Here is a 20,630-nt window from a genome sequence, read left to right as displayed (position 1 = left end):
AATGCGCGATCTGAAAAGGGCAGCGACCGGAGGGCTGTTGGCACTAGCGTCGGTAACGGCCTGCGCTGCGACCTATGATTCGTTGCCTGCGCCAGCAGCTTCATACAGCGATAAGCAGGAGTATGAGCTGTATCTCAGCGTATCGGTCAACGGGAATCTCCTGGCGAGCGCCGCTCCTGTAAAGGTTATTGCGGGTCGCTATTGGATCGCCGCCGAGGTTTTGCGCCAGGCGCATATTCCCTTACAGACCCAAGATGCGCTGGTTGACGTGACGACGATCCCCTCGGTTAAAGTGGAATACGATCGGCCGGGGCAAATGCTCAATCTCCGGGTGCCGGACAATTGGCTTCCCGAGCAGCGCATCGGGGAGACGACGGGACAAAACTACCAGGCCGCGATAAGCAGTCCCGGCATGTTATTTAACTATGACGCTTACAGCCTCTTCTCGTCCGGCGGAACGCAAACCACCAGCACCTATACCGAGACGCGCCTCTTCGGGCCGCCAGGCGTTCTTTCTAACAATGCCGTCATCCGGCAAAACTGGTCTTCGACGGGCTACGAGCAGCAGGGCTTTATGCGTTACGACACCCTGTGGAAATACAGCGACAGCGAACAGATGATTAGCTACCAGGCCGGGGATGTGGTCAGTAACGCCCTGACCTGGAGCAGTTCAGTACGAATGGGAGGACTCCGGCTGAGCCGTAACTTCAGCGTTCGCCCGGATCTGGTGACGTATCCGCTGCTCAATTTATCCGGCAGCGCGGCGGTTCCTTCAAGCGTCGATCTGTTTATTAACGGCTATAAAACCAGCTCCGCGCAAATCAATGGTGGCCCCTATACGCTGACCAACGTTCCCTGGATCAGCGGCGCCGGCGAAGCTACCGTGGTGACCACCGATGCCCTGGGTCGTCAGGTGTCCACCAGCATTCCTTTTTATGTCTCCAACACCCTGCTACGCGAAGGCCTGAGTGATTTTGATTTCTCCCTTGGGGCCCTGCGCAACAACTACGGTATCAAGAGTGCCGATTATGGCGCCGGCGCGCTGAGCGCAATTTATCGCTATGGAGTCAACAACTGGCTCACGCTGTCGACGCATACGGAAGACCGCAAAGGATTAACCAATGCCGGAATAGGCAGCGATATCGGCGTGGGGAACCTGGGCACCCTCAGCCTGTCGACCAGCGCCAGCCGGGGCGACGGCAGCGGCAATCAACTCACCGCCGGATACTCTTATTACGCCAGCAGCTGGGGAGTGAACTATCAGCATATTCGCCGCAGCGCCGACTACAACAACCTCAGCACCTACGGTTCTGTCGCCGCATTAAGCCATCAGTCAGATCAGGCGACGCTGAGCCTGAGCCCATGGGACAGAGCGCTCGGATCTTTCAGCATTGGCTATTTTGATATCAAAGCCGAGGATAATTCACATACCCGGCTCATGAACCTCTCCTGGAGCCGCAGCCTGTGGCAAAGCAGCAGCCTCAACCTGAGCGTAAACCGCGATCTGCAGGACAATAGCTACGCCAGCATGTTGCAAATCATTATCCCTTTCGATTCGCAAAGCTCCGTGCAGCTAAGCGGTCAACGATCCAGCTCAGGCCAATGGGGGGAAAATATCAACGTTAGTCGCTCTGCCCCGGCGGAAGGCGGGCTGGGCTGGAACCTCGCCCATTCGATCGGCGGCAATAACTATAGTCAGGCGGATCTGACCTGGATTAATCGCGTGTCCACGCTGAGCGGTGGCTATTACGGGTCGCGTGACGATCATCACAGCTGGTTTGAGGCCGCAGGCTCGGTCGTGCTGATGGATAACAGTCTGTTTTTCGCCCGGCAAATTAACGACGCCTTTATCGTCGTTTCTACCGGCAACTATCCAAACATTGCGGTGAATTATGAAAACCGCAAAGTCGGCGTGACCGATAAAAATGGTCATCTGCTGATCCCCTGGGCTTCGGCCTGGTATCCGGGAAAGGTCACCCTCGATACGCTGCCGTTGCCCACGGATACCGAAGCCGTCACGGTGGAAAAACGCATCGCCGTACGCGAAGGCAGCGGCGCGCTGGTTGATTTCCCGGTTAACCGCGTGCGCTCGGCAACGCTCATCTTCGTCGATGCTCAGGGACAACCGCTACCGGTCGGTACGCCGGTGGAGGAAGTTAATAGTCAACAGCGCGCCCTGGTGGGCTACGACGGCGTGGTCTGGTTCTCGCACCTCGGGCGCATTAACGAAGTCAAAATAAATGCCGGAGAGCTTCGATGCAGCATCCCGTTCGAGCTTCCGGAGACCACGCCGGTTCCGCAGCGGATAGGCCCGGTCAGCTGTCCCTCTTCATAGCGGAGATAAGATTGAAAAATATCATCCGGGTATTCGTGATGCTTTTAGCGCTTGGGCAAGCCAGCAACGCGCTGGCCGCCTGCAGCATCAAAACCAGTGCGCCAGCGATCGGCCCTGTCGATTCCTTTACGCTCTACAGCGCGCCTCAGGGCGTGATGGCGGGCGCGGGGTTTTACTGCACCCCGGAACTGGTGGCGCTGAACTCGACCAACACGCTAAGCGCTACCCTGGCGTCGGCTAACCAGAGCAACAGAGTGCCCCGGCTGCTTAACGGCGCCGGCGATGCCATCCCTTACAGCATCTGTTCTGACGCATCCTGCTCGCCGGCCTATCAGGATGGCGGCGTAATAAGCTGGTCCAGGACAACGCTGCTTGAGCTGCTGGGGCTATTTAACTCGAGCGATGGCACCATGCCGCTCTACTTCAGAACCACCCCGGGAGCCAACGTGCCCGCCGGAACCTATAGCGATGTCTTAACCATTACCTGGGTGTATCGTTTTTGCTACGTCGGGCTCGATCTACTGGGCATTAAGATATGTATTCCGAATAACGGCACCCTGGTCTCTACGGTCAACGTATCGGTGAGGGTGACCAATTTTTGCTATATCGACAGCGCGCCGGACGTCGAGTTTGCCCCTGCCGCCCTCCCGTCCGGTTTTAGTTCCTACAGCGGCCAGCTTGCCATTCGCTGCACAAAAAACGCGGCCTACACCGTCAATCTCGCCAGTACTAACGCCAGCGTCGGCGACTGGCGGCAGATGAGCCAGCCCATCGCTAACCAACCGACTGCCTTTTTGCAGTATCAATTTTACCAGCCCAACGGCAGCGCCTGGACGGAAAATAACAATCTCAGCGTGACCGGCTCCGGCGCCGCGCAATCTGCAAGCTACACCCTGAAGATTAACCCGAACCAGAGCAACCAGCCTGCGGGAACCTACAGCGATACCGTCCTGGTGACGGTGAGCTATTAAAAGGTTAGCAGGCGATTTTTTTGTAAAAGAAATGTTTAGGAAATTATTGTTGTGGTATAAGAAAAAAGCCCCGAAAAAAGCTGCTGGGGTTTTTAGAAGGGAATCTGCGATTGCTGAAAAAAAGATAAAAAAAGACCGAACACGATTCCTGTATTCGGTCCAGGGAAATGGCTCTTGGGAGAGAGCCGTGCGCTAAAAGTTGGCATTAATGCAGGCTAAGTCGCCTTGCCTTATAAGAATAGTTTACCGTGTCAGGTTTTCCAGTCCGTGACAAAAGGGAACCAATAATTCCTCTCAGGATTGCGTATGCCTACAAAAAACCGCCGCTCCCGGAATGGGGAGATGGCGGTTATTTTTATGTAAAAACAGTAGGATGAAAATATCGATCAGCAGAGTTTCTGCGCGCGCTCAATAAATGGCGCCAGGCTCATTTTTTGTCCCGGCTGCTGCGGATCGTCAATCTGGATCACAGAAATCGGCTGCGCGTTGGTCTTACCGTCTTTCATCTGCTGCTCGGCGATGTCGTTTAACGGGTACTGCACCAGCGTGCTCGGATTGATGGCAAACAGCGCGTTGCCCGGACGGCAGGTCAGCATCACCTCTTCCCGATTAAACGCCCAGCTCTCCTTACCCACTTCAAAGCGGCTCACGGTAATCACCTGCGGCGCCGCCAGCGCAGCGCCAGAACTTGCCAATAACAACATTGTCAGAACGATTTTTTTCATGATTTAACCAGTTTATTCAGAAAGGTTCCCAGGTGGCAAACAGGCTGACGGCAAATAGCGCCAGCGCCCCCAGCGCAATTTCTATCTGCGTGGTCCGCACGATAAGCTGCTCCGCTCGCGTTCCGCCTGCCGACATGCGTGGCACCAGAACATACCGGTTCACCAGCGCAATTACCACCATTGCCGCCACCAGCGCACATTTGAGCAACAGCATACGCCCCCAGGGCGAGGCGCTGATGAGCCCGCCCTGGATCAACAGCGCATTCACTGCGCCGCTGGCGATAGCGCCAGCAACCGCCAGATGCCCGTAGCGTGAAAAACGCATCATGGTGGCAATCGCCGCCTGCCGCCAGCGACCGTGCGCCAGGCGAAGACAGTAGATAAACGGCAGCAGACCGCCAACCCAGCTGGCAACACAAAACAGATGAATAGCATGGTTGGTCCGCTGCACTATCCCCAGCCAGCCGTCGTTCATCGCGGCATGACCGACGCCGGCCAACAGCAGCAGCTGTGCGCAAAACAGGACCAGCAGCAAACGTCCCGATCGTCGGGGCTTCAGCCAGACCACCGCCAGCGCCACAAGGGCGAGTAAAATCTGCCATATCCACACGCTACCGAACTGCGTTCCGGCAACCGCCTGCCAGATAGCCGGCTGCCAGACGTCCGGCCAGCCGCTGCCCATCAGCCCACCCTGCGCCATCAGCATCAGCAGCGCCGACAGCGCGCTCGCCAGCAATAAATGGCGCATTAGCGGGTAGAAACGCTGCATCATTAAGCGGCGCAAGGTTACCGGCGCCCACCATGTCCCATAGAGGACACAGCCGAAAGCGACGATCAGCGAGATAAAATGGATAAAGCGTAAGCTGACATAGACTCCACTCAGCATCGGCTTACTTCACGGTAAAGGTGTATTGTCCTTTCGTCTTATGGCCATCAACGGAGACCACGTGCCAGTCAACGGTATATTCGCCCGGCGTCAGCGCCTGCTCAACCGGTACCGTCAGCTCGGCCTTATTACTGTCGCTGCGGACAGGTTTACCAAGGGTGATGGTATTCTGCTGCGGCCCGGTGAGGGTCACGCCGCTAAACTGCGTTTCGATGCCTTCAGAGAAGTTGAGGGTCAGCGCCTGGGGTGAAGCCGCCACCACCGCGCCGGCGGCCGGAAGCTGCTGTTGCAAATGGGCGTGGGCGAATGCGCCTGCTGCGCTGAGGCAACCGGCGAGAAACAGAGACAGACGCAGCGCGCGTCCGGCGATGATTGGCATAGTTGTCATTCCTTTTTGTTATGTATGTAGCACAGAGAATAACCCTGTATAATGGCGCAGTCGAGCTAAGCGTCTGAGACTTGCCTTTTTGCCGCGTGCTTAGTACTTTTTGCGGCGTTATCAGAGGAGAAACCGATGGAAAAGAACCTGGCTAAACTATCCCAGGAGGAGATGGACAAAGTGAATGTCGATCTCGCCGCGGCGGGCGTTGCGTTTAAAGAACGCTACAATATGCCGGTGGTTGCCGATTTAGTCGAAAGAGAACAGCCCGAACATCTGCGCGGCTGGTTTCGCGAACGTCTGATTGCCCATCGACTGGCCTCCGTTTCGCTCTCTCGCCTGCCCTATGAACCGAAACAGAAATAATTCCCGTCCCCTGCGGACATCCGAGTTGGCAAGACCCGCGTGTTGCATTACGCTGGTTTCTTTGGCCTGGAGCGAGCCATGCTGCGCGTAATCGATACAGAAACCTGCGGATTGCAGGGAGGCATTGTTGAAATCGCCTCGGTTGATATTGTCGACGGACAAATTACCAATCCCATGAGCCATCTGGTTCGCCCCGACCGCCCCATCAGTCCGCAGGCGATGGCGATTCACCGTATCACCGAAGAGATGGTCGCCGATAAGCCGTGGATCGAGGAGATTGTGCCGCTGTATATGGGCAGTCCGTGGTATGTCGCCCATAACGCCAGCTTTGACCGTCGGGTGTTGCCAGAGATGCAGGGCGAATGGATCTGCACGATGAAGCTGGCGCGCCGCCTGTGGCCAGGCATCAAGTACAGCAATATGGGGCTATATAAGTCGCGCAAGCTCAGCGTCACGACGCCACCGGGACTGCATCATCACCGGGCGCTTTATGATTGCTATATCACCGCCGCCCTGCTGCTCGATATTATCAACACCTCCGGCTGGACGCCTGAGGAAATGGCGACCATTACCGGCCGCCCGGCGCTACTATCCACCTTTACCTTCGGCAAATATCGCGGCAAGCCGGTTTCCGAGGTTGCGGAAAACGATCCCGGCTATTTACGCTGGCTGTTTAATAACCTGGAGCGCATGAGCCCCGAGCTGCGCCTGACGCTGAAGCACTATCTCGGGGAGTAACCGGCGCTATACCTCCGCCTGGCCCGGCAGCGTCCCCTGCGCCAGGCCAATCAGAAACGCAAACTCCAGCGCCACGCCTTCATAGCTTTTGAAGCGTCCGGATTTACCGCCGTGGCCGGAATCCATATCGGTACAGAGCAGCAGCAGGTTATCGTCCGTTTTTAGCTCGCGCAGTTTTGCCACCCATTTTGCCGGCTCCCAGTATTGAACCTGCGAATCATGCAGGCCCGTGGTAACCAGCAGATGCGGATACGCCTGAGCCTGCACGCCGTCGTACGGGCTGTAGCTTTTCATATAGCGGTAATACTCTTCATCCTGCGGATTCCCCCATTCCTCAAACTCACCGGTGGTTAGCGGAATCGACTCATCGAGCATGGTGGTGAGGACATCGACAAAGGGAACCTGGGCTACCACGCCGTGGAAAAGCTCCGGCCGCTGGTTCACCGCCACGCCCATCAGCATGCCGCCGGCGCTGCCGCCCATGCCGTAGCAAAAGCGCGGATCGCCATAGCCCTGAGCCAGCAGCGCATCGCAGACGTCGAGATAATCGTTGAAGGTGTTCTTCTTGCACAAAAACTTTCCGTCTTCATACCACTGCTGGCCCAGTTCGCCGCCGCCGCGAATATGGGCGATAGCGAACACAAAACCGCGGTCGAGCAAGCTCAGGCGGCTGGCGCTGAAATCCGCATCCATGCTTGCGCCATAGGAGCCGTAGCCGTACACCAGCAGTGGACTGGCGCCTTTACGGAAATGTTCATGACGGTAGACCAGCGAGACCGGGACTTCGACGCCGTCGCGGGCTTTAATCCACAAATGCTCGCTGCGATAATGGCTGGCATCAAACCCTTTGACTTCCTGCTGTTTTAGTACCCGCCGCTCGCCGGTATTCATATCCAGTTCAAATAGCGTATCCGGCGTCGTCATGGAGGAGTAGCCGTAGCGCAGACGAGCGGTTTCCGGCTCTGGATTATAGGCAAGCCAGGTCACATAGGCCGGATCGTCAAAGGCAATGCCCTGGGACTCTCTTGTTTTACGATTGATCTGCCGCAGGCTGGTCAGCCCCCGCTGGCGCTCTTCCACAACCAGCCAGTCGGTAAACAGAGTAAATCCTTCCAGCATCACTTCCTGACGCGGCGCGATCAGGGTCTCCCACTGCTGCTCATCGCGCAGGGTAGTGCGATAAAGGCCGAAGTTTTTCCCTTCACGGTTGGATCGCAGATAAAAAGCGTGCTGATAGTGATCGAGGCTATATTCATGGTCTTTGCGCCGCGGTAGAAAACAGACCGGCTCGGCGTCGGTCATTTCCGCGTTAAGCAGCAGCACTTCGCTGGTGGTCGCGCTGGCCAGATAAATCACCACAAACTGCTGGGAAGTCGTCTTGTGTACGCTGACGTAAAATGTATCGTCCTGCTCTTCATACACCAGAACATCCGCACTGGCCGGTGTGCCCAGGCGATGGCGCCAGACCTGATACGGCAGCAGCGTGGTAGGATGCTTACGCACGTACCACAGGGTCTGCGAATCATTACTCCAGGCAAAATCAGGCGAGACGTTCTCAAGAACTTCCGCAAATTCATCGCCGTCGTTTAAAGGGTAGAAGCGCAGGCTATATTGCCGGCGGGAGAGATAGTCTTCCGCCACCGCCATCATGTTGTTGTCAGGAGAAACCCCTAACCCCCCGAGGGTGTAGAATTCGCTGCCGGCCGCGCGCTGGTTACCGTCAAGCAGGACCTCCCATTCATCCCACTCTTCTTTTACGACCGGCTGGCGTTGATAAATCGCATACTCGCAGCCAGGCTCATAGACCTGACGGTAACGATAGCCATTTTTGCTATAGGGGGCCGACACTTCGCGCTGCGGAATACGGTCGATAATCTCCTTGAGTACCCTGTCCTGCAGGCTACTTTGCGAAGACATCACTTTTTTACCGTACTCATTTTCCTGGCGCAGATAATCAAGCACTTCCGGCTGTGCGCGATCGTCATCGCGCAGCCAGTAGTAATTATCGATTCGCGTGTCGCCATGTAATGTCATGGCATGGGGGATCCGTTTCGCTTTTGGTGGCATCTGCTTATTCTTCTGCGGCTTGTATTGAGTACTAAAATTTTCAGGCTGCTCACAGCAGCCTGAAGGGTGACGTGACTACACAATATATAAGGGTGGCAAAAGTCGCCAGCGATGCAAGCGAAACGTGCGGATTTAGAGCGTTACGGCCTGTTTTTGCGCCTGGATATCCCGTTCGATATCTTCACGCACTTCCTGCGGGAGCTTCAGCGCTTCGCCGAGGGCGTTCAGATAGCTGCGTTCCATAAAGTGGTCAATATCAATGACCGCGCAGCTGATATAGTAAACTTCCAGCGCCTCTTGCTCGCTGCTGATACCCTGCGCCAGGCTCTGCGGGTCGAGGGGCTGCGCCAGCGCCTGGTCAATTAACACACGCCCCTGCACGTCAACGTTCGCCGCGCGCAGCTGCGCTTCAATATTTGCCCGCTCGCGTTCGTCAATATGCCCATCGCTTTTAGCAGCGAAAACCAGCGCCATAATCAGCCTTTCGCTGCGGGCATCAAGTTCGGCTGGCGCGGAGGACGCCGCAGTTGCGGGCGTGGGCGCCGCCGATGTCTGCTGCCCGCTGGTACGCAATTTCTGCTGATATTTATTCCACAATACGCTGCCTGCAACCGCGCCGCCGCCGACCAGCAGCGCACCGGTGCCGTATTTGGCTAACAGCTTGCGCGATGATTTGCTGGCAACCAGCAGCCCGGCCAGGCCGCCAAGCGCGCCCGGCAGCAGGAAGTCTTTGCCGTGTGACCGATCGTCAGATGAAGAAGATTGCCCTTGCTGACCCAGCAAAGACTGCAGTTGATTAAGCCAGTTAGCCATACATTTCCTCGTTGCGCGATAAGCGATACCACCAGCCTAAACGACGCGGCGTCAGGAAACGTTATCGTCAGCTAAAGATGAGCAAATGTCGCGCCGGGCGCGCGGCGCGGGAGCCAACCGCCAGAACGAGTGTCGGCGGCAGCATGGCTCAGGCGGCTTTCGCTTTGCGCGGCCTGGCCGGTGCCGAGGCTGCCGATTCGACGACCTCTTCGGGTTTGTCACCCTCTTCTGCTTCTTCTGCGCGCGCGGCTGGCGCATCGGCGCTGCCCTCAGCTTCCGGCAGCTTACCGGAACGCAGAATATGGTTGAGGGTGTCTTTGCGCTCGGCAAGCCACATCGCCATGCTATCGCGCTGCTCTTCATCGAGCGTAAGCGGGCACTCAACCAGCCAGCCGTTCAGTACTTCCGCCAGATCGAGCATTTTGTCGTAAGCATCGGCCTCTTTTTTGCTGGCAAAAGACATTTTTTCCTCACCTTCACGAATCACTACATATTTAATTTCAACCGCCATGATGCAGCCTCTCAGTACTGTGTTTTTATACAGTATATCAAATTTCTTCCGCGAACTCAAATGATGCACATAAAGACATGCGCAAACGTTTTCGTTTATAATGCGGCGCATGTTTTTTTACTGCGGAAGAGAGTTATGACTGTATTAGGTACGGCGCTGCGCCCTGCGGCAACAAAGGTTATGCTGTTAGGTTCCGGCGAGCTGGGTAAAGAAGTGGCCATCGAATGCCAGCGCCTGGGAATTGAGACCATCGCCGTCGATCGTTACCCTGATGCGCCGGCCATGCAGGTCGCGCACCGCTCACACGTCATTAATATGCTGCACGGCGAAGCCTTACAAGCGCTGATTGAGCAGGAAAAGCCTGACTTTATCGTGCCGGAAATCGAGGCCATCGCCACCGATACCCTGGTGGCGCTGGAACAGGCCGGGCAAAAAGTCGTCCCTACCGCGCGCGCGGCGAAGCTCACCATGAACCGTGAAGGGATCCGCCGCCTGGCCGCTGAGGAACTGAAGCTGCCGACCTCCGCCTACCGTTTTGCCGACAGCGAATCCGCCTTCCGCGAGGCCGTCGCCGAGACAGGACTGCCGTGCATCGTCAAGCCGGTAATGAGCTCATCGGGAAAGGGCCAGAGCTTTATTCGTACCCACGAACAGCTGGCTGAGGCCTGGCAGTATGCGCAGCAGGGCGGCCGTGCCGGGGCCGGTCGCGTTATCGTTGAAGGCGTGGTGAATTTTGATTTTGAAATTACCCTTCTCACCGTCAGCGCCGTGGACGGCGTGCACTTCTGCGCGCCGGTCGGCCACCGCCAGGAAGATGGCGACTATCGTGAATCCTGGCAGCCGCAGCAGATGAGCGCGCTGGCGCAGGAACGCGCGCAGGACATCGCCCGTCAGGTGGTGCTGGCGCTGGGCGGTTACGGCCTGTTCGGCGTTGAGCTATTCGTCTGCGGCGATGAGGTGATTTTTAGCGAAGTCTCGCCGCGCCCGCACGATACCGGTATGGTCACACTGATTTCGCAGGATTTATCCGAGTTCGCCCTGCACGTCCGCGCCTTTCTCGGCCTGCCGATTGGCGCGATTCGCCAGTACGGCCCGGCGGCCTCTGCGGTCATTCTGCCGCAGATGAGCAGCCAGAACGTCACCTTCAGCAACCTCCAGGCAGCGGTCGGCGCGGGTCTGCAGCTGCGTCTGTTCGGTAAGCCGGAAATTGACGGCTCACGTCGCCTGGGCGTAACACTGGCGATAGCCGATAACGTCGAAGAAGCGGTTGCGCGGGCTAAAGCGGCGGCTTCAGCGGTCGTCGTCGAAGGATAAAAAAAGCCCGGTCGCATGGACTGCAGACCGGGCCTCGGGTAAGCGCGCGAAGATTACTTCGCGCCTTCTACCGCTTCACGAGCCAGTTTGGTGATACGGTCGTAATCACCGGCTTCCAGCGCATCCGCCGGAACCAGCCAGGAACCGCCGATGCACAGTACGCTGTTCAGCGCCAGATAATCGCGATAGTTTGCCGGAGAGATGCCGCCAGTCGGGCAGAAACGAATGTGCGCGAACGGACCACCAATCGCCTGCAGCGCTTTCACGCCGCCGTTCGCTTCAGCCGGGAAGAATTTGAACTCTTTCAGGCCATACTGCATACCCAGCATCAGCTCGGATACGGTGCTGATCCCCGGGATCAGCGGAATGGTGCCTTCACCGGTCGCCGCTTTCAGCAGAGATTCGGTCAGGCCCGGGCTGATAGCAAACTGCGCGCCCGCTTCGGTCACTTCTTTCAACTGCTCAACGTTGGTGACGGTCCCGGCACCGACGATCGCTTCCGGGACTTCTTTGGCGATTGCGCGGATAGCGTCCATCGCACACTCGGTACGCAGGGTGACTTCCAGTACGCGTACGCCGCCTGCAACCAGCGCTTTCGCCATTGGCACAGCGTGTTCCAGCTTTTTCACCACGATTACCGGTACAACCGGGCCGGAGGTGAGGATTGCTTCTGCAGTTGTTTTCCAGTTTTTCATCAGATTTTCTCTCGCCAGATCTATAAATCGAATCGTCTTAAAAATTGATGCAGGTTGCGCCCTGTTCAGCTCCGGAGAGTTTCTCACGCAGCGCACCGAACATTTCCCGGCCGGTTCCCACACGCGAACCGCTCAGGTCAGGAATATGGGGCTGACGCGCGGCCAGCTCAGCGTCATCGACCATCAGCGTTAGCTCGCCCGTCTGACCATTGACGCGGATGATATCGCCATCGCGTACCTTCGCCAGCAGGCCACCATCGTACGCCTCAGGCGTCACGTGGATTGCCGATGGTACTTTGCCTGACGCGCCGGAGAGTCGACCATCGGTCACCAGCGCGATTTTGAAACGGCGGTCCAATAATACACCAAGTGGCGGCATAAGTTTATGTAATTCTGGCATGCCGTTCGCTTTTGGCCCCTGATGGCGGACGACAACCACGCAATCTTTGTCGAGCAGGCCCGCTTCAAAGGCAGGCAGCACATCATGCTGGCTCTCGAAGACGACCGCCGGGGCTTCTATAATCTGGTTTTCAACCGGCACGGCGGAAGTTTTCATCACCGCGCGGCCGAGATTGCCGCTCAGGACTTTGGTGCCGCCGTGGCGAGAGAACGGTTTGTCAAAGGTGGCGATAACCTGTTCGTCCAGCGGAGCGGTCGCCCCTTCGCGCCAGTCAAGTTCGCCGTTATTAAGCCAGGGCTCCAGGGTGTAGCGAGAGAGGCCGAAGCCGGCCACGGTGTGAACATCTTCATGCAGCAGTCCGCCTTTCAGCAGTTCGCGAACCAGCACCGGTACCCCGCCAGCCGCCTGGAAGTGGTTAATATCCGCCGGGCCGTTCGGGTAGAGACGCGCCAGCAGCGGCACCACGTCAGAGAGATCGGAGAAATCATCCCAATTGATGATGATCCCCGCCGCCCGCGCCATGGCCACCAGGTGCATGGTGTGGTTGGTGGAGCCGCCGGTTGCCAGCAGCGCGACAATCCCGTTAACCACCACTTTTTCATCAAACATTTTGCCCAGCGGCATCCACTCATTACCGTTGCCGGTCAGACGAGTCACCTGGCGGGCGGCGGCGGCGGTCAGCGCTTCGCGCAGCGGCGCATCCGGATGCACAAATGACGATCCGGGCAGCTGCATCCCCATAAACTCAACCACCATCTGGTTGGTATTGGCGGTGCCGTAGAAGGTGCAGGTGCCAGGCGCATGGTAAGACGCAGCTTCGGACTCCAGCAGCGCCATACGATCCACTTTGCCTTCCGCATACAGCTGGCGAATGCGCACTTTTTCTTTATTTGCCAGGCCACTGGCCATCGGACCGGAAGGAATAAAGATAGACGGCAGATGGCCGAAGGAGAGCGCAGCCATCGCCAGGCCGGGAACAATTTTATCGCAGACCCCGAGATAGAGCGCGCCGTCAAACATGTTGTGCGACAGACCAATCGCCGCGGACATGGCAATCACTTCGCGGCTGAGCAGCGACAGCTCCATTCCGTCCTGTCCCTGCGTAACGCCATCACACATCGCCGGAACGCCCCCTGCGACCTGGCCTACCGCGTTCGCGGAGTGCAGCGCTTTGCGAATAATCTCCGGATAGCGCTCATAGGGCTGGTGGGCGGAAAGCATATCGTTGTAGGAGGTGATGATAGCGATGTTATTGCGCAGCATGCTTTTCAACGAGGCTTTGTCATCCGCCTGGCAGGCGGCGAAACCGTGGGCCAGGTTACCGCATGCCAGCTGGGCGCGATGAACGGTGTCAGTTTTGGCCTGGTTAATCCGCGCGAGGTAGGCTTCGCGGGTAGCGCGCGAACGTTCGATGATGCGATTTGTTACCCGTAACATTTCAGAATTCATAAAGGCTCCTCAAATTTCATCTGTCCGGCCGCAGCGCTTTAGCGGTACTTTTTGGGACTCAAGGCACAAGTACTGGGGCTCAGGGGCAAAATATCTGCAGCCAGTGTAATAAAAAAAGCCCCGGGGGTGAATCCTCCGGGGCTTAAAAGATTAAAAATTACGCGACTTGCTGCGTCAGATCATGTTACCGGTAAAATAACCCTGACGGAGGAGCTGGCGATTACTCAAATTCATTCCACGAACGACCATCGCGGGTGATCATCGCCACGGAGGCAACCGGCCCCCAGGTGCCCGCCTGATAAGGTTTCGGCGAATCGCGATCGGCAGCCCAGGCTTCGGTGATAGAATCGACCCACTTCCACGCCTCTTCCACTTCGTCGCGACGGACGAACAGCGCCTGGATACCGCGCATGGTCTCCAGCAGCAGACGCTCATAGGCATCCGCCAGATGGGTTTGATTAAAGGTTTCTGAGTAGCTCAGATCCAGCTTGGTGATTTGCAGATTGTGCTTATGGTCAAGGCCAGGAACTTTATTAAGTACCTGAATATCCACCCCTTCATCCGGCTGCAGACGAATGGTCAGCTTATTCTGCGGCAGCTCTTGCCAGGTCTCTTTGAACAGGTTGAGTTCCGGCGTTTTAAAGTACACCACAACTTCAGAACACTTGGTCGGCAGACGTTTACCGGTGCGCAGGTAGAACGGTACGCCCGCCCAGCGCCAGTTGTCGATATCGACGCGGATGGCCACGAAAGTTTCCGTATGGCTGGATTTATTCGCCCCCTCTTCTTCGAGGTAGCCAGGCACTTTTTTGCCCTGCGCGAAGCCGGCGGTGTACTGACCACGCACCGTTTTTTCACGCACGTTGGTGCGGTCGATGCGGCGCAGAGATTTCAGCACCTTCACTTTTTCATCGCGGATGCTGTCGGCGCTCAGATCCGACGGCGGGGACATGGCGATCATGCACAGGATCTGCAGCAGGTGGTTCTGGATCATGTCGCGCATCTGCCCGGCCTGATCGAAGTAGCCCCAGCGACCTTCAATGCCTACCTCTTCCGCTACGGTGATCTCAACGTGATCGATGGTGCGGCTATCCCAGTTATTGACGAACAGCGAGTTAGCAAAGCGCAGCGCCAGCAGGTTCAGCACCGTCTCTTTACCCAGATAATGGTCGATGCGATAGACCTGGCACTCCTCGAAGAACTCGCCCACCCGATCGTTAATCTCGCGGGACGTTTCAAGCGAGGTACCCAGCGGTTTTTCCATCACCACGCGGGCCGGCTTGGCGTTCAGCTTCGCTTCGCCCAGGCCTTTACAAATCGCGCCGAAGGTACTTGGCGGCATGGCGAAATAGTTGATCGTCACCCGCTCTTTCTGATCGAGCATTTTGCCCAGACGAGTAAACGCTTTGGTATCGTTGACATCCAGGTTACAAAAATCCAGACGCCCGCTCAGGGTCTCCCACAAACCTTCATCAATTTTCTCCTTCATGAAGGTTTCCATCGCTTCACGCACTACCTTGGTGTAAGCGTCTTTATCCCAGTCGGCACGCCCGACGCCGATGATGCGGGTATCAGGGTGGATCTGGCCAGCTTTTTCAAGCTGATACAGGGAAGGCAGCAATTTACGTCGCGCCAGGTCACCCTTCGCGCCGAAAATGACCAGATCGCATGCCTGGGCCGTTTGCGTTACCGCCATGTCATTCTCCTTAGTTGATAGCCCGGTGCTTATGCCAGGCTATAGTTGTATTTGTAATTTTCTTTCACTGCATCGTACTGTGTTTACGAATTTCCCGAAACCCTCCGCTCCCGTTCCCGCGGCTAAATCGCACAGGGAGGAAAATATGGGCTGAGTTTTTGGGCATGCGGCTAGTATTGTTCGTTGTTTCGACCGATTATCAGTTAGTAAAATACGACTCTGATCATGTAATGAAAAAAAACAACATATTTTAAAGTCATTCCTCACCGTTTCCGACTACGGAGGGGTATATTCTTGCTAAAACGCCTGATGATTTCACCCATTAATGAAATCGTTTCCATTGATGAGCGCCTGATTACCCATGAATATGCTGGAAAAAATCCAGTCCCGACTGGAACACCTTAGCAAATCTGAACGCAAAGTGGCGGAAGTCATTCTTGCAACCCCCGCGCAGGCCATTCATTCAAGTATTGCTGCCCTGGCGCTGGAAGCCGGCGTCAGCGAGCCTACGGTCAACCGTTTCTGCCGCAGTCTGGAAACCCGCGGTTTCCCGGATTTCAAACTGCATCTGGCGCAAAGCCTGGCGCACGGTACCCTCTATGTTAACCGCAACGTCGATGAAGACGACAGCGTTGAGTCCTATACGGGTAAGATATTTGAATCGGCTATGGCCAGTTTAGATCAGGTCCATCATTCTCTCGATATGTCAGCGATCAACCGGGCAGTGGACCTTCTCACTCAGGCCAAGAAAATCGCCTTCTTCGGCCTGGGCTCATCGGCAGCCGTCGCCCACGATGCGATGAACAAATTTTTCCGCTTTAATGTGCCGGTGATTTATTCCGACGACATCGTCCTGCAACGCATGAGCTGTATGAACTGTAATGACGATGACGTGGTGGTGATTATTTCGCATACCGGCAGGACCAAAAGCCTGGTAGAGCTGGCGCAGCTGGCGCGCGAAAATGATGCGATGGTGATCGCCATTACTTCGCCGGGCACCCCGCTTTCCCGCGAGTCGACGCTGGCCATTACGCTGGATGTCCCGGAAGATACCGATATCTATATGCCAATGGTTTCCCGCTTAGCGCAGCTGACGGTGATTGACGTACTGGCAACCGGCTTTACCCTTCGTCGGGGAGCGAAATTCAGAGATAACTTGAAGAGGGTCAAGGAAGCGCTGAAGGAATCGCGCTTTGATAAAGAGCTCAGCTTACACAGTAATGACCAATAAAAGTAGAAACAAAGCAGTATCCTATTACAACGTCGGTAATGTTCCGGTATAGCGACTTTGCTCGCTGGCGCTACCGAATCCATGTTCACGCAACACCAAAGTTGTTTCAGTCAACGGAGTATTACATGTCCAGAAGGCTTCGCAGAACCAAAATCGTTACCACCTTAGGCCCGGCTACCGATCGCGATAACAACCTTGAAAAGGTTATCGCCGCAGGCGCTAACGTGGTACGTATGAACTTCTCTCACGGCACCGCGGAAGATCACCAGCTCCGTGCGGATAAAGTCCGTGAGATTGCGGCAAAACTGGGCCGTCATGTCGCTATTCTCGGTGACCTTCAGGGGCCGAAAATTCGCGTCTCTACCTTCAAAGAAGGCAAAATTTTCCTCAATATCGGTGATAAATTCCTGCTCGATGCGAACCTGGGTAAAGGCGAAGGCGATAAAGAAAAAGTCGGCATCGATTATAAAGGCCTGCCGGCTGACGTGGTTCCTGGCGATATCCTGCTGCTGGACGACGGGCGCGTGCAGCTGAAAGTCCTGGAAGTTCAGGGCATGAAAGTGTTCACCGAAGTCACCGTCGGCGGACCATTGTCTAACAACAAAGGTATCAACAAGCTGGGCGGTGGCCTCTCTGCCGAAGCGCTGACTGAAAAAGACAAAGCAGACATCATCACCGCCGCCAAAATCGGCGTCGACTATCTGGCCGTCTCCTTCCCGCGCTGCGGCGAAGACCTGAACTACGCGCGTCGTCTGGCGCGCGATGCGGGCTGCGATGCAAAAATCGTGGCCAAAGTAGAGCGTGCGGAAGCGGTATGCGATCAGGACGCGATGGATGACGTGATCCTGGCCTCCGACGTTGTCATGGTAGCCCGCGGCGACCTCGGCGTAGAAATTGGCGACCCGGAGTTGGTCGGCATCCAGAAAGCATTAATCCGCCGCGCTCGTCAGCTCAACCGCTCGGTCATTACCGCGACGCAGATGATGGAGTCGATGATCACCAACCCGATGCCAACCCGCGCCGAAGTGATGGACGTGGCGAACGCCGTGCTGGATGGTACCGACGCCGTCATGCTGTCTGCAGAAACCGCCGCGGGCCAGTATCCGTCTGAGACCGTTGCCGCGATGGCGCGCGTTTGCCTGGGCGCGGAAAAAATCCCCAGCCTCAACGTCTCCAAACACCGTCTGGACGTTCAGTTCGATAATGTTGAAGAAGCCATTGCGATGTCGGCTATGTACGCGGCGAACCACCTCAAGGGCGTCACCGCTATCATAACCATGACGGAATCCGGGCGTACCGCGCTGATGACTTCCCGTATCAGCTCCGGCCTGCCGATTTTCGCGCTGTCTCGCCACGAGCGTACGCTGAACCTGACTGCGCTGTATCGCGGCGTGACTCCGGTTTATTTCGATAGCGCAAGCGACGGCGTCGCCGCCGCGCACGATGCGGTAACGCTGCTGCGTGATAAAGGCTATCTGGTGACCGGTGACCTGGTTATCGTCACTCAGGGCGACGTAATGAGCACCATAGGCAGCACCAACACCACCCGTATTCTGACCGTCGAGTAATTTGCTGCGCCATAAAAAAACCTGCCGGCAGTTGTCGGCAGGTTTTTTTTTGCCCGCAGCGTCTACGCGGACTATTTCTTCTTCGGATACAGCTCTTTGCGCTTGTACGGTTCGATTTCGCCGGGTTTGCGCGTTTTGAGTAGTTTAAGGATCCACGTATACTGCTCGGTATGCGGCTTAACGAAAATCTCTACCTCTTCATTCATCCGTCGGGCAATGGTATTGTCGTCCGCTTCCAGCAGATCGTCCATCGGCGGGCGCACCAGCACCGTCAGGCGATGCGTTTCGCCATCGTAAACCGGGAACAGCGGGACAACCCGGGCGCGACATACTTTCATTAAACGACCAATTGCCGGGAGCGTCGCCTTGTAGGTGGCAAAGAAATCAACAAATTCACTGTGTTCGGCCCCGTGATCCTGATCCGGCAGATAGTAGCCCCAGTATCCCTGACGTACCGACTGAATGAAGGGTTTGATGCCGTCGTTGCGCGCGTGCATACGACCGCCGAAACGACGACGCACGGTATTCCAGACGTAATCGAATACCGGGTTGCCCTGGTTATGAAACATCGCCGCCATTTTTTGCCCGCCGGACGCCATCAGCATCGCCGGGATGTCCACTCCCCAGGCATGAGGAACCAGGAAGATAACTTTCTCGTTGTTGCGCTGCATCTCATCGATAATTTCTTTGCCCTGCCAGTCGACGCGGGAAAGAATCCGCTGCGGATCGCGTAGGCCTAACTCGGCCATCATCACCATCGCCTGCGGCGCGGAGGCATACATGGCATCAATTATTTCTTCACGTTCCTGCTCGCTTTTTTCCGGAAAGCAGTACAGCAGGTTAATTTGCGCCCGGCGGCGCGAACTCTTTGCCAGACGACCAACAAAACGCCCCAGTTTACCCAGGATCGGATCGCGGAAAGACGCGGGCGTCAGGGCAATGGCGCCGAAGGCAAAAACGCCGAACCACGCGCCCCAGTAGCGCGGCAGTAAAAAGGATTTTTCAAATTTTGGAATAAACTCAATATTATTTTTTTTCGTTTCCATGCCCAATCCGCAGAATTTCCGCTCAGTAAAGATAATGGGTTAGTTTAGCGATACGTGGAGTAACGTACAAAAGAAAAAGCCGGCGCGCAGAAGGCACCGGCTTTAACTGGCGTGAGGTTAATCAAACCGCAGCTGCGGAATCACCTGTTTGGCCTGCGCCAGGAAATCGGTACGGTCAGAACCGCTGAGCCCTTCCGTACGCGGCAGTTTCGCCGTCAGCGGGTTAACCGCCTGCTGGTTGATCCACACTTCATAATGCAGATGCGGACCGGTCGAACGGCCGGTATTGCCCGACAGCGCGATGCGATCGCCGCGTTTCACCTTCTGCCCGGGTTTGACCAGCAGCTTACGCAGGTGCATATAGCGGGTGGTATAGGTACGACCGTGGCGGACGGCAACGTAATAACCTGCCGCACCGCTACGTTTAGCCACTACCACTTCGCCATCGCCAACCGAGAGCACTGGGGTGCCCTGCGGCATCGCAAAATCGACGCCACGATGCGGAGCGACGCGGCCGGTGACCGGGTTCAGACGACGCGGGTTAAAGTTTGATGAGACGCGGAACTGGCGGGCGGTCGGGAAACGCAGGAAGCCCTTCGCAAGGCCTGTACCGTTGCGATCGTAGAATTTGCCATCCTCAGCGCGGATCGCGTAATAGTCTTTGCCATCCGAACGCAGGCGTACGCCAAGCAGCTGGCTTTGCTCACGCTTACCGTCCAGCATTTCACGCGACATCAGTACGGAAAACTCATCGCCTTTTTTCAGCTTACGGAAGTCCATCTGCCACTGCATGGCTTTGATCACCGCGCTAATTTCGGTGCTGGTCAGGCCGGCATCGCGAGCGCTGGCGACAAAGCTTCCGCCCACGGTACCTTTCAGTACGTTATTGACCCAGTCGCCTTTTTGCAGCTCGCTGCTCATTTTGAAACCGTTGGCCACCCGGTCGTAGGTACGGGTTTCGCGGCGCGACATCTCCCAGGTCAGGCTTTGTAAATCGCCATCCGCCGTCAGCGTCCAGGAGAGCTGTTGGCCGATTTTCAGATTACGCAGCTCTTTATCCACCGAGGAGAGCCGGGCGATATCGCCCATATCAATACCGTACTGATTAAGAATGCTGCTGAGCGTATCCCCGGTCGACACCACATATTCATGGCCGCCGGAATCGCTGTCCGCTTTATCATCCAGCTCATCCTGAGGGATGGCTTCTTCTTCCTGAGGCGCCTGATCGATAGGTTCCGAGGCCTCTGGCAGCAGAGAACGAATTTCGCTTTGTTCCAGCTCGATGGTTCTGGAGATGGGAGCCGTTTCGGGATGGTGGTAAATGTAGGGTCGCCAGACGGCGACCGCTAAGGTAAGAACGCTAAGCGACCCCAGCATAACGCGGTGAGGTCGTGGCAGATTGTTAAATGCCTGAGTGACAGCGCGGGCTATCTGTTGCAC

18 protein-coding genes are annotated in these 20,630 nt (G+C 56.5%); 7 read left to right on the top strand and 11 right to left on the bottom strand.

Features of this window, described 5'->3' with window-relative positions; genetic code table 11:
* Position 1 precedes the first annotated feature (1 nt).
* Both ABLV75_RS24320 and ABLV75_RS24315 read left to right on the top strand, forming a co-directional pair.
* Positions 2 to 2,335 carry a fimbria/pilus outer membrane usher protein gene (locus ABLV75_RS24320; protein ID WP_265776819.1) on the top strand — a complete coding sequence of 778 codons (2,334 nt, stop codon included), beginning with the start codon at positions 2 to 4 and terminating at the stop codon, positions 2,333 to 2,335.
* A gap of 11 nt (positions 2,336 to 2,346) precedes the next feature.
* Complete coding sequence (locus ABLV75_RS24315) at positions 2,347 to 3,306, top strand: spore coat protein U domain-containing protein (RefSeq protein ID WP_004113762.1); 960 nt, start codon at positions 2,347 to 2,349, stop codon at positions 3,304 to 3,306.
* 386 nt (positions 3,307 to 3,692) lie between these two features.
* On the opposite strand, the gene ABLV75_RS24310 is transcribed toward ABLV75_RS24315, so the two are convergent.
* From ABLV75_RS24310 to yobA, 3 genes are read right to left on the bottom strand one after another with little or no spacing between them, the layout of a single operon-like run.
* Positions 3,693 to 4,031 carry a YebY family protein gene (locus ABLV75_RS24310; RefSeq protein WP_004103344.1) on the bottom strand — a complete coding sequence of 113 codons (339 nt, stop codon included), beginning with the start codon at positions 4,029 to 4,031 and terminating at the stop codon, positions 3,693 to 3,695.
* Positions 4,032 to 4,047: 16 nt separating this feature from the next.
* Entirely contained in the window at positions 4,048 to 4,917 is an 870-nt protein-coding gene (gene copD, locus ABLV75_RS24305; RefSeq protein WP_004103346.1) for a copper homeostasis membrane protein CopD, read from the bottom strand.
* Positions 4,918 to 4,921: 4 nt separating this feature from the next.
* Complete coding sequence (gene yobA, locus ABLV75_RS24300; RefSeq protein WP_004103348.1) at positions 4,922 to 5,296, bottom strand: CopC domain-containing protein YobA; 375 nt, start codon at positions 5,294 to 5,296, stop codon at positions 4,922 to 4,924.
* 135 nt (positions 5,297 to 5,431) lie between these two features.
* Here yobA and ABLV75_RS24295 point away from each other — a divergent pair, with 135 nt between their 5' ends.
* Positions 5,432 to 5,662 (top strand): DNA polymerase III subunit theta, encoded by a 231-nt coding sequence (locus ABLV75_RS24295; RefSeq protein ID WP_004103351.1) that lies wholly within the window; start codon positions 5,432 to 5,434, stop codon positions 5,660 to 5,662.
* A gap of 78 nt (positions 5,663 to 5,740) precedes the next feature.
* A complete protein-coding gene (gene exoX, locus ABLV75_RS24290) occupies positions 5,741 to 6,400 on the top strand; it encodes an exodeoxyribonuclease X (protein WP_004103360.1) in 660 nt (219 codons plus the stop codon).
* 6 nt (positions 6,401 to 6,406) lie between these two features.
* On the opposite strand, the gene ptrB is transcribed toward exoX, so the two are convergent.
* The 3 genes from ptrB to ABLV75_RS24275 form a co-directional block, all read right to left on the bottom strand.
* Positions 6,407 to 8,467: an oligopeptidase B gene (ptrB, locus tag ABLV75_RS24285; protein ID WP_016808307.1), complete on the bottom strand. Its 2,061-nt coding sequence runs from the start codon at positions 8,465 to 8,467 to the stop codon at positions 6,407 to 6,409.
* A 132-nt stretch (positions 8,468 to 8,599) separates the two neighbouring features.
* A complete protein-coding gene (locus ABLV75_RS24280) occupies positions 8,600 to 9,280 on the bottom strand; it encodes a DUF533 domain-containing protein (RefSeq protein ID WP_004103363.1) in 681 nt (226 codons plus the stop codon).
* Between the two features lie 148 nt (positions 9,281 to 9,428).
* A complete protein-coding gene (locus ABLV75_RS24275; RefSeq protein WP_004103364.1) occupies positions 9,429 to 9,791 on the bottom strand; it encodes a YebG family protein in 363 nt (120 codons plus the stop codon).
* A 135-nt stretch (positions 9,792 to 9,926) separates the two neighbouring features.
* On the opposite strand from ABLV75_RS24275, the gene purT reads away from it, so the two are divergent.
* The gene (gene purT, locus ABLV75_RS24270) at positions 9,927 to 11,105 is read left to right on the top strand and encodes a formate-dependent phosphoribosylglycinamide formyltransferase (RefSeq protein WP_004103366.1); all 1,179 of its coding nucleotides are present in this window, start codon (positions 9,927 to 9,929) and stop codon (positions 11,103 to 11,105) included.
* Between the two features lie 53 nt (positions 11,106 to 11,158).
* Here purT and ABLV75_RS24265 read toward each other — a convergent pair whose 3' ends face one another.
* The 3 genes from ABLV75_RS24265 to zwf form a co-directional block, all read right to left on the bottom strand.
* Entirely contained in the window at positions 11,159 to 11,800 is a 642-nt protein-coding gene (locus ABLV75_RS24265; protein ID WP_004103368.1) for a bifunctional 4-hydroxy-2-oxoglutarate aldolase/2-dehydro-3-deoxy-phosphogluconate aldolase, read from the bottom strand.
* A 37-nt stretch (positions 11,801 to 11,837) separates the two neighbouring features.
* Positions 11,838 to 13,649, bottom strand: coding sequence for a phosphogluconate dehydratase (gene edd, locus ABLV75_RS24260; protein WP_004103369.1), 1,812 nt, complete (start codon positions 13,647 to 13,649; stop codon positions 11,838 to 11,840).
* 220 nt (positions 13,650 to 13,869) lie between these two features.
* Positions 13,870 to 15,345, bottom strand: coding sequence for a glucose-6-phosphate dehydrogenase (gene zwf, locus ABLV75_RS24255; protein WP_004103371.1), 1,476 nt, complete (start codon positions 15,343 to 15,345; stop codon positions 13,870 to 13,872).
* Positions 15,346 to 15,706: 361 nt separating this feature from the next.
* Here zwf and ABLV75_RS24250 point away from each other — a divergent pair, with 361 nt between their 5' ends.
* Both ABLV75_RS24250 and pyk read left to right on the top strand, forming a co-directional pair.
* Positions 15,707 to 16,576 carry a MurR/RpiR family transcriptional regulator gene (locus ABLV75_RS24250; protein WP_004103378.1) on the top strand — a complete coding sequence of 290 codons (870 nt, stop codon included), beginning with the start codon at positions 15,707 to 15,709 and terminating at the stop codon, positions 16,574 to 16,576.
* Between the two features lie 125 nt (positions 16,577 to 16,701).
* On the top strand, positions 16,702 to 18,144 hold the full coding sequence (gene pyk, locus ABLV75_RS24245; RefSeq protein ID WP_004103379.1) for a pyruvate kinase: 1,443 nt from the start codon (positions 16,702 to 16,704) through the stop codon (positions 18,142 to 18,144).
* Between the two features lie 71 nt (positions 18,145 to 18,215).
* Here pyk and lpxM read toward each other — a convergent pair whose 3' ends face one another.
* Positions 18,216 to 19,190 carry a lauroyl-Kdo(2)-lipid IV(A) myristoyltransferase gene (gene lpxM / locus ABLV75_RS24240; protein ID WP_004103380.1) on the bottom strand — a complete coding sequence of 325 codons (975 nt, stop codon included), beginning with the start codon at positions 19,188 to 19,190 and terminating at the stop codon, positions 18,216 to 18,218.
* Between the two features lie 117 nt (positions 19,191 to 19,307).
* Positions 19,308 to 20,630, bottom strand: coding sequence for a murein DD-endopeptidase MepM (mepM, locus tag ABLV75_RS24235; RefSeq protein WP_004103381.1), 1,323 nt, complete (start codon positions 20,628 to 20,630; stop codon positions 19,308 to 19,310).

Source organism: Klebsiella sp. CN_Kp066 (assembly GCF_040065135.1).
GTDB lineage: Bacteria > Pseudomonadota > Gammaproteobacteria > Enterobacterales > Enterobacteriaceae > Klebsiella > Klebsiella oxytoca.
This window is presented reverse-complemented; position numbering and strand designations above follow the sequence as displayed.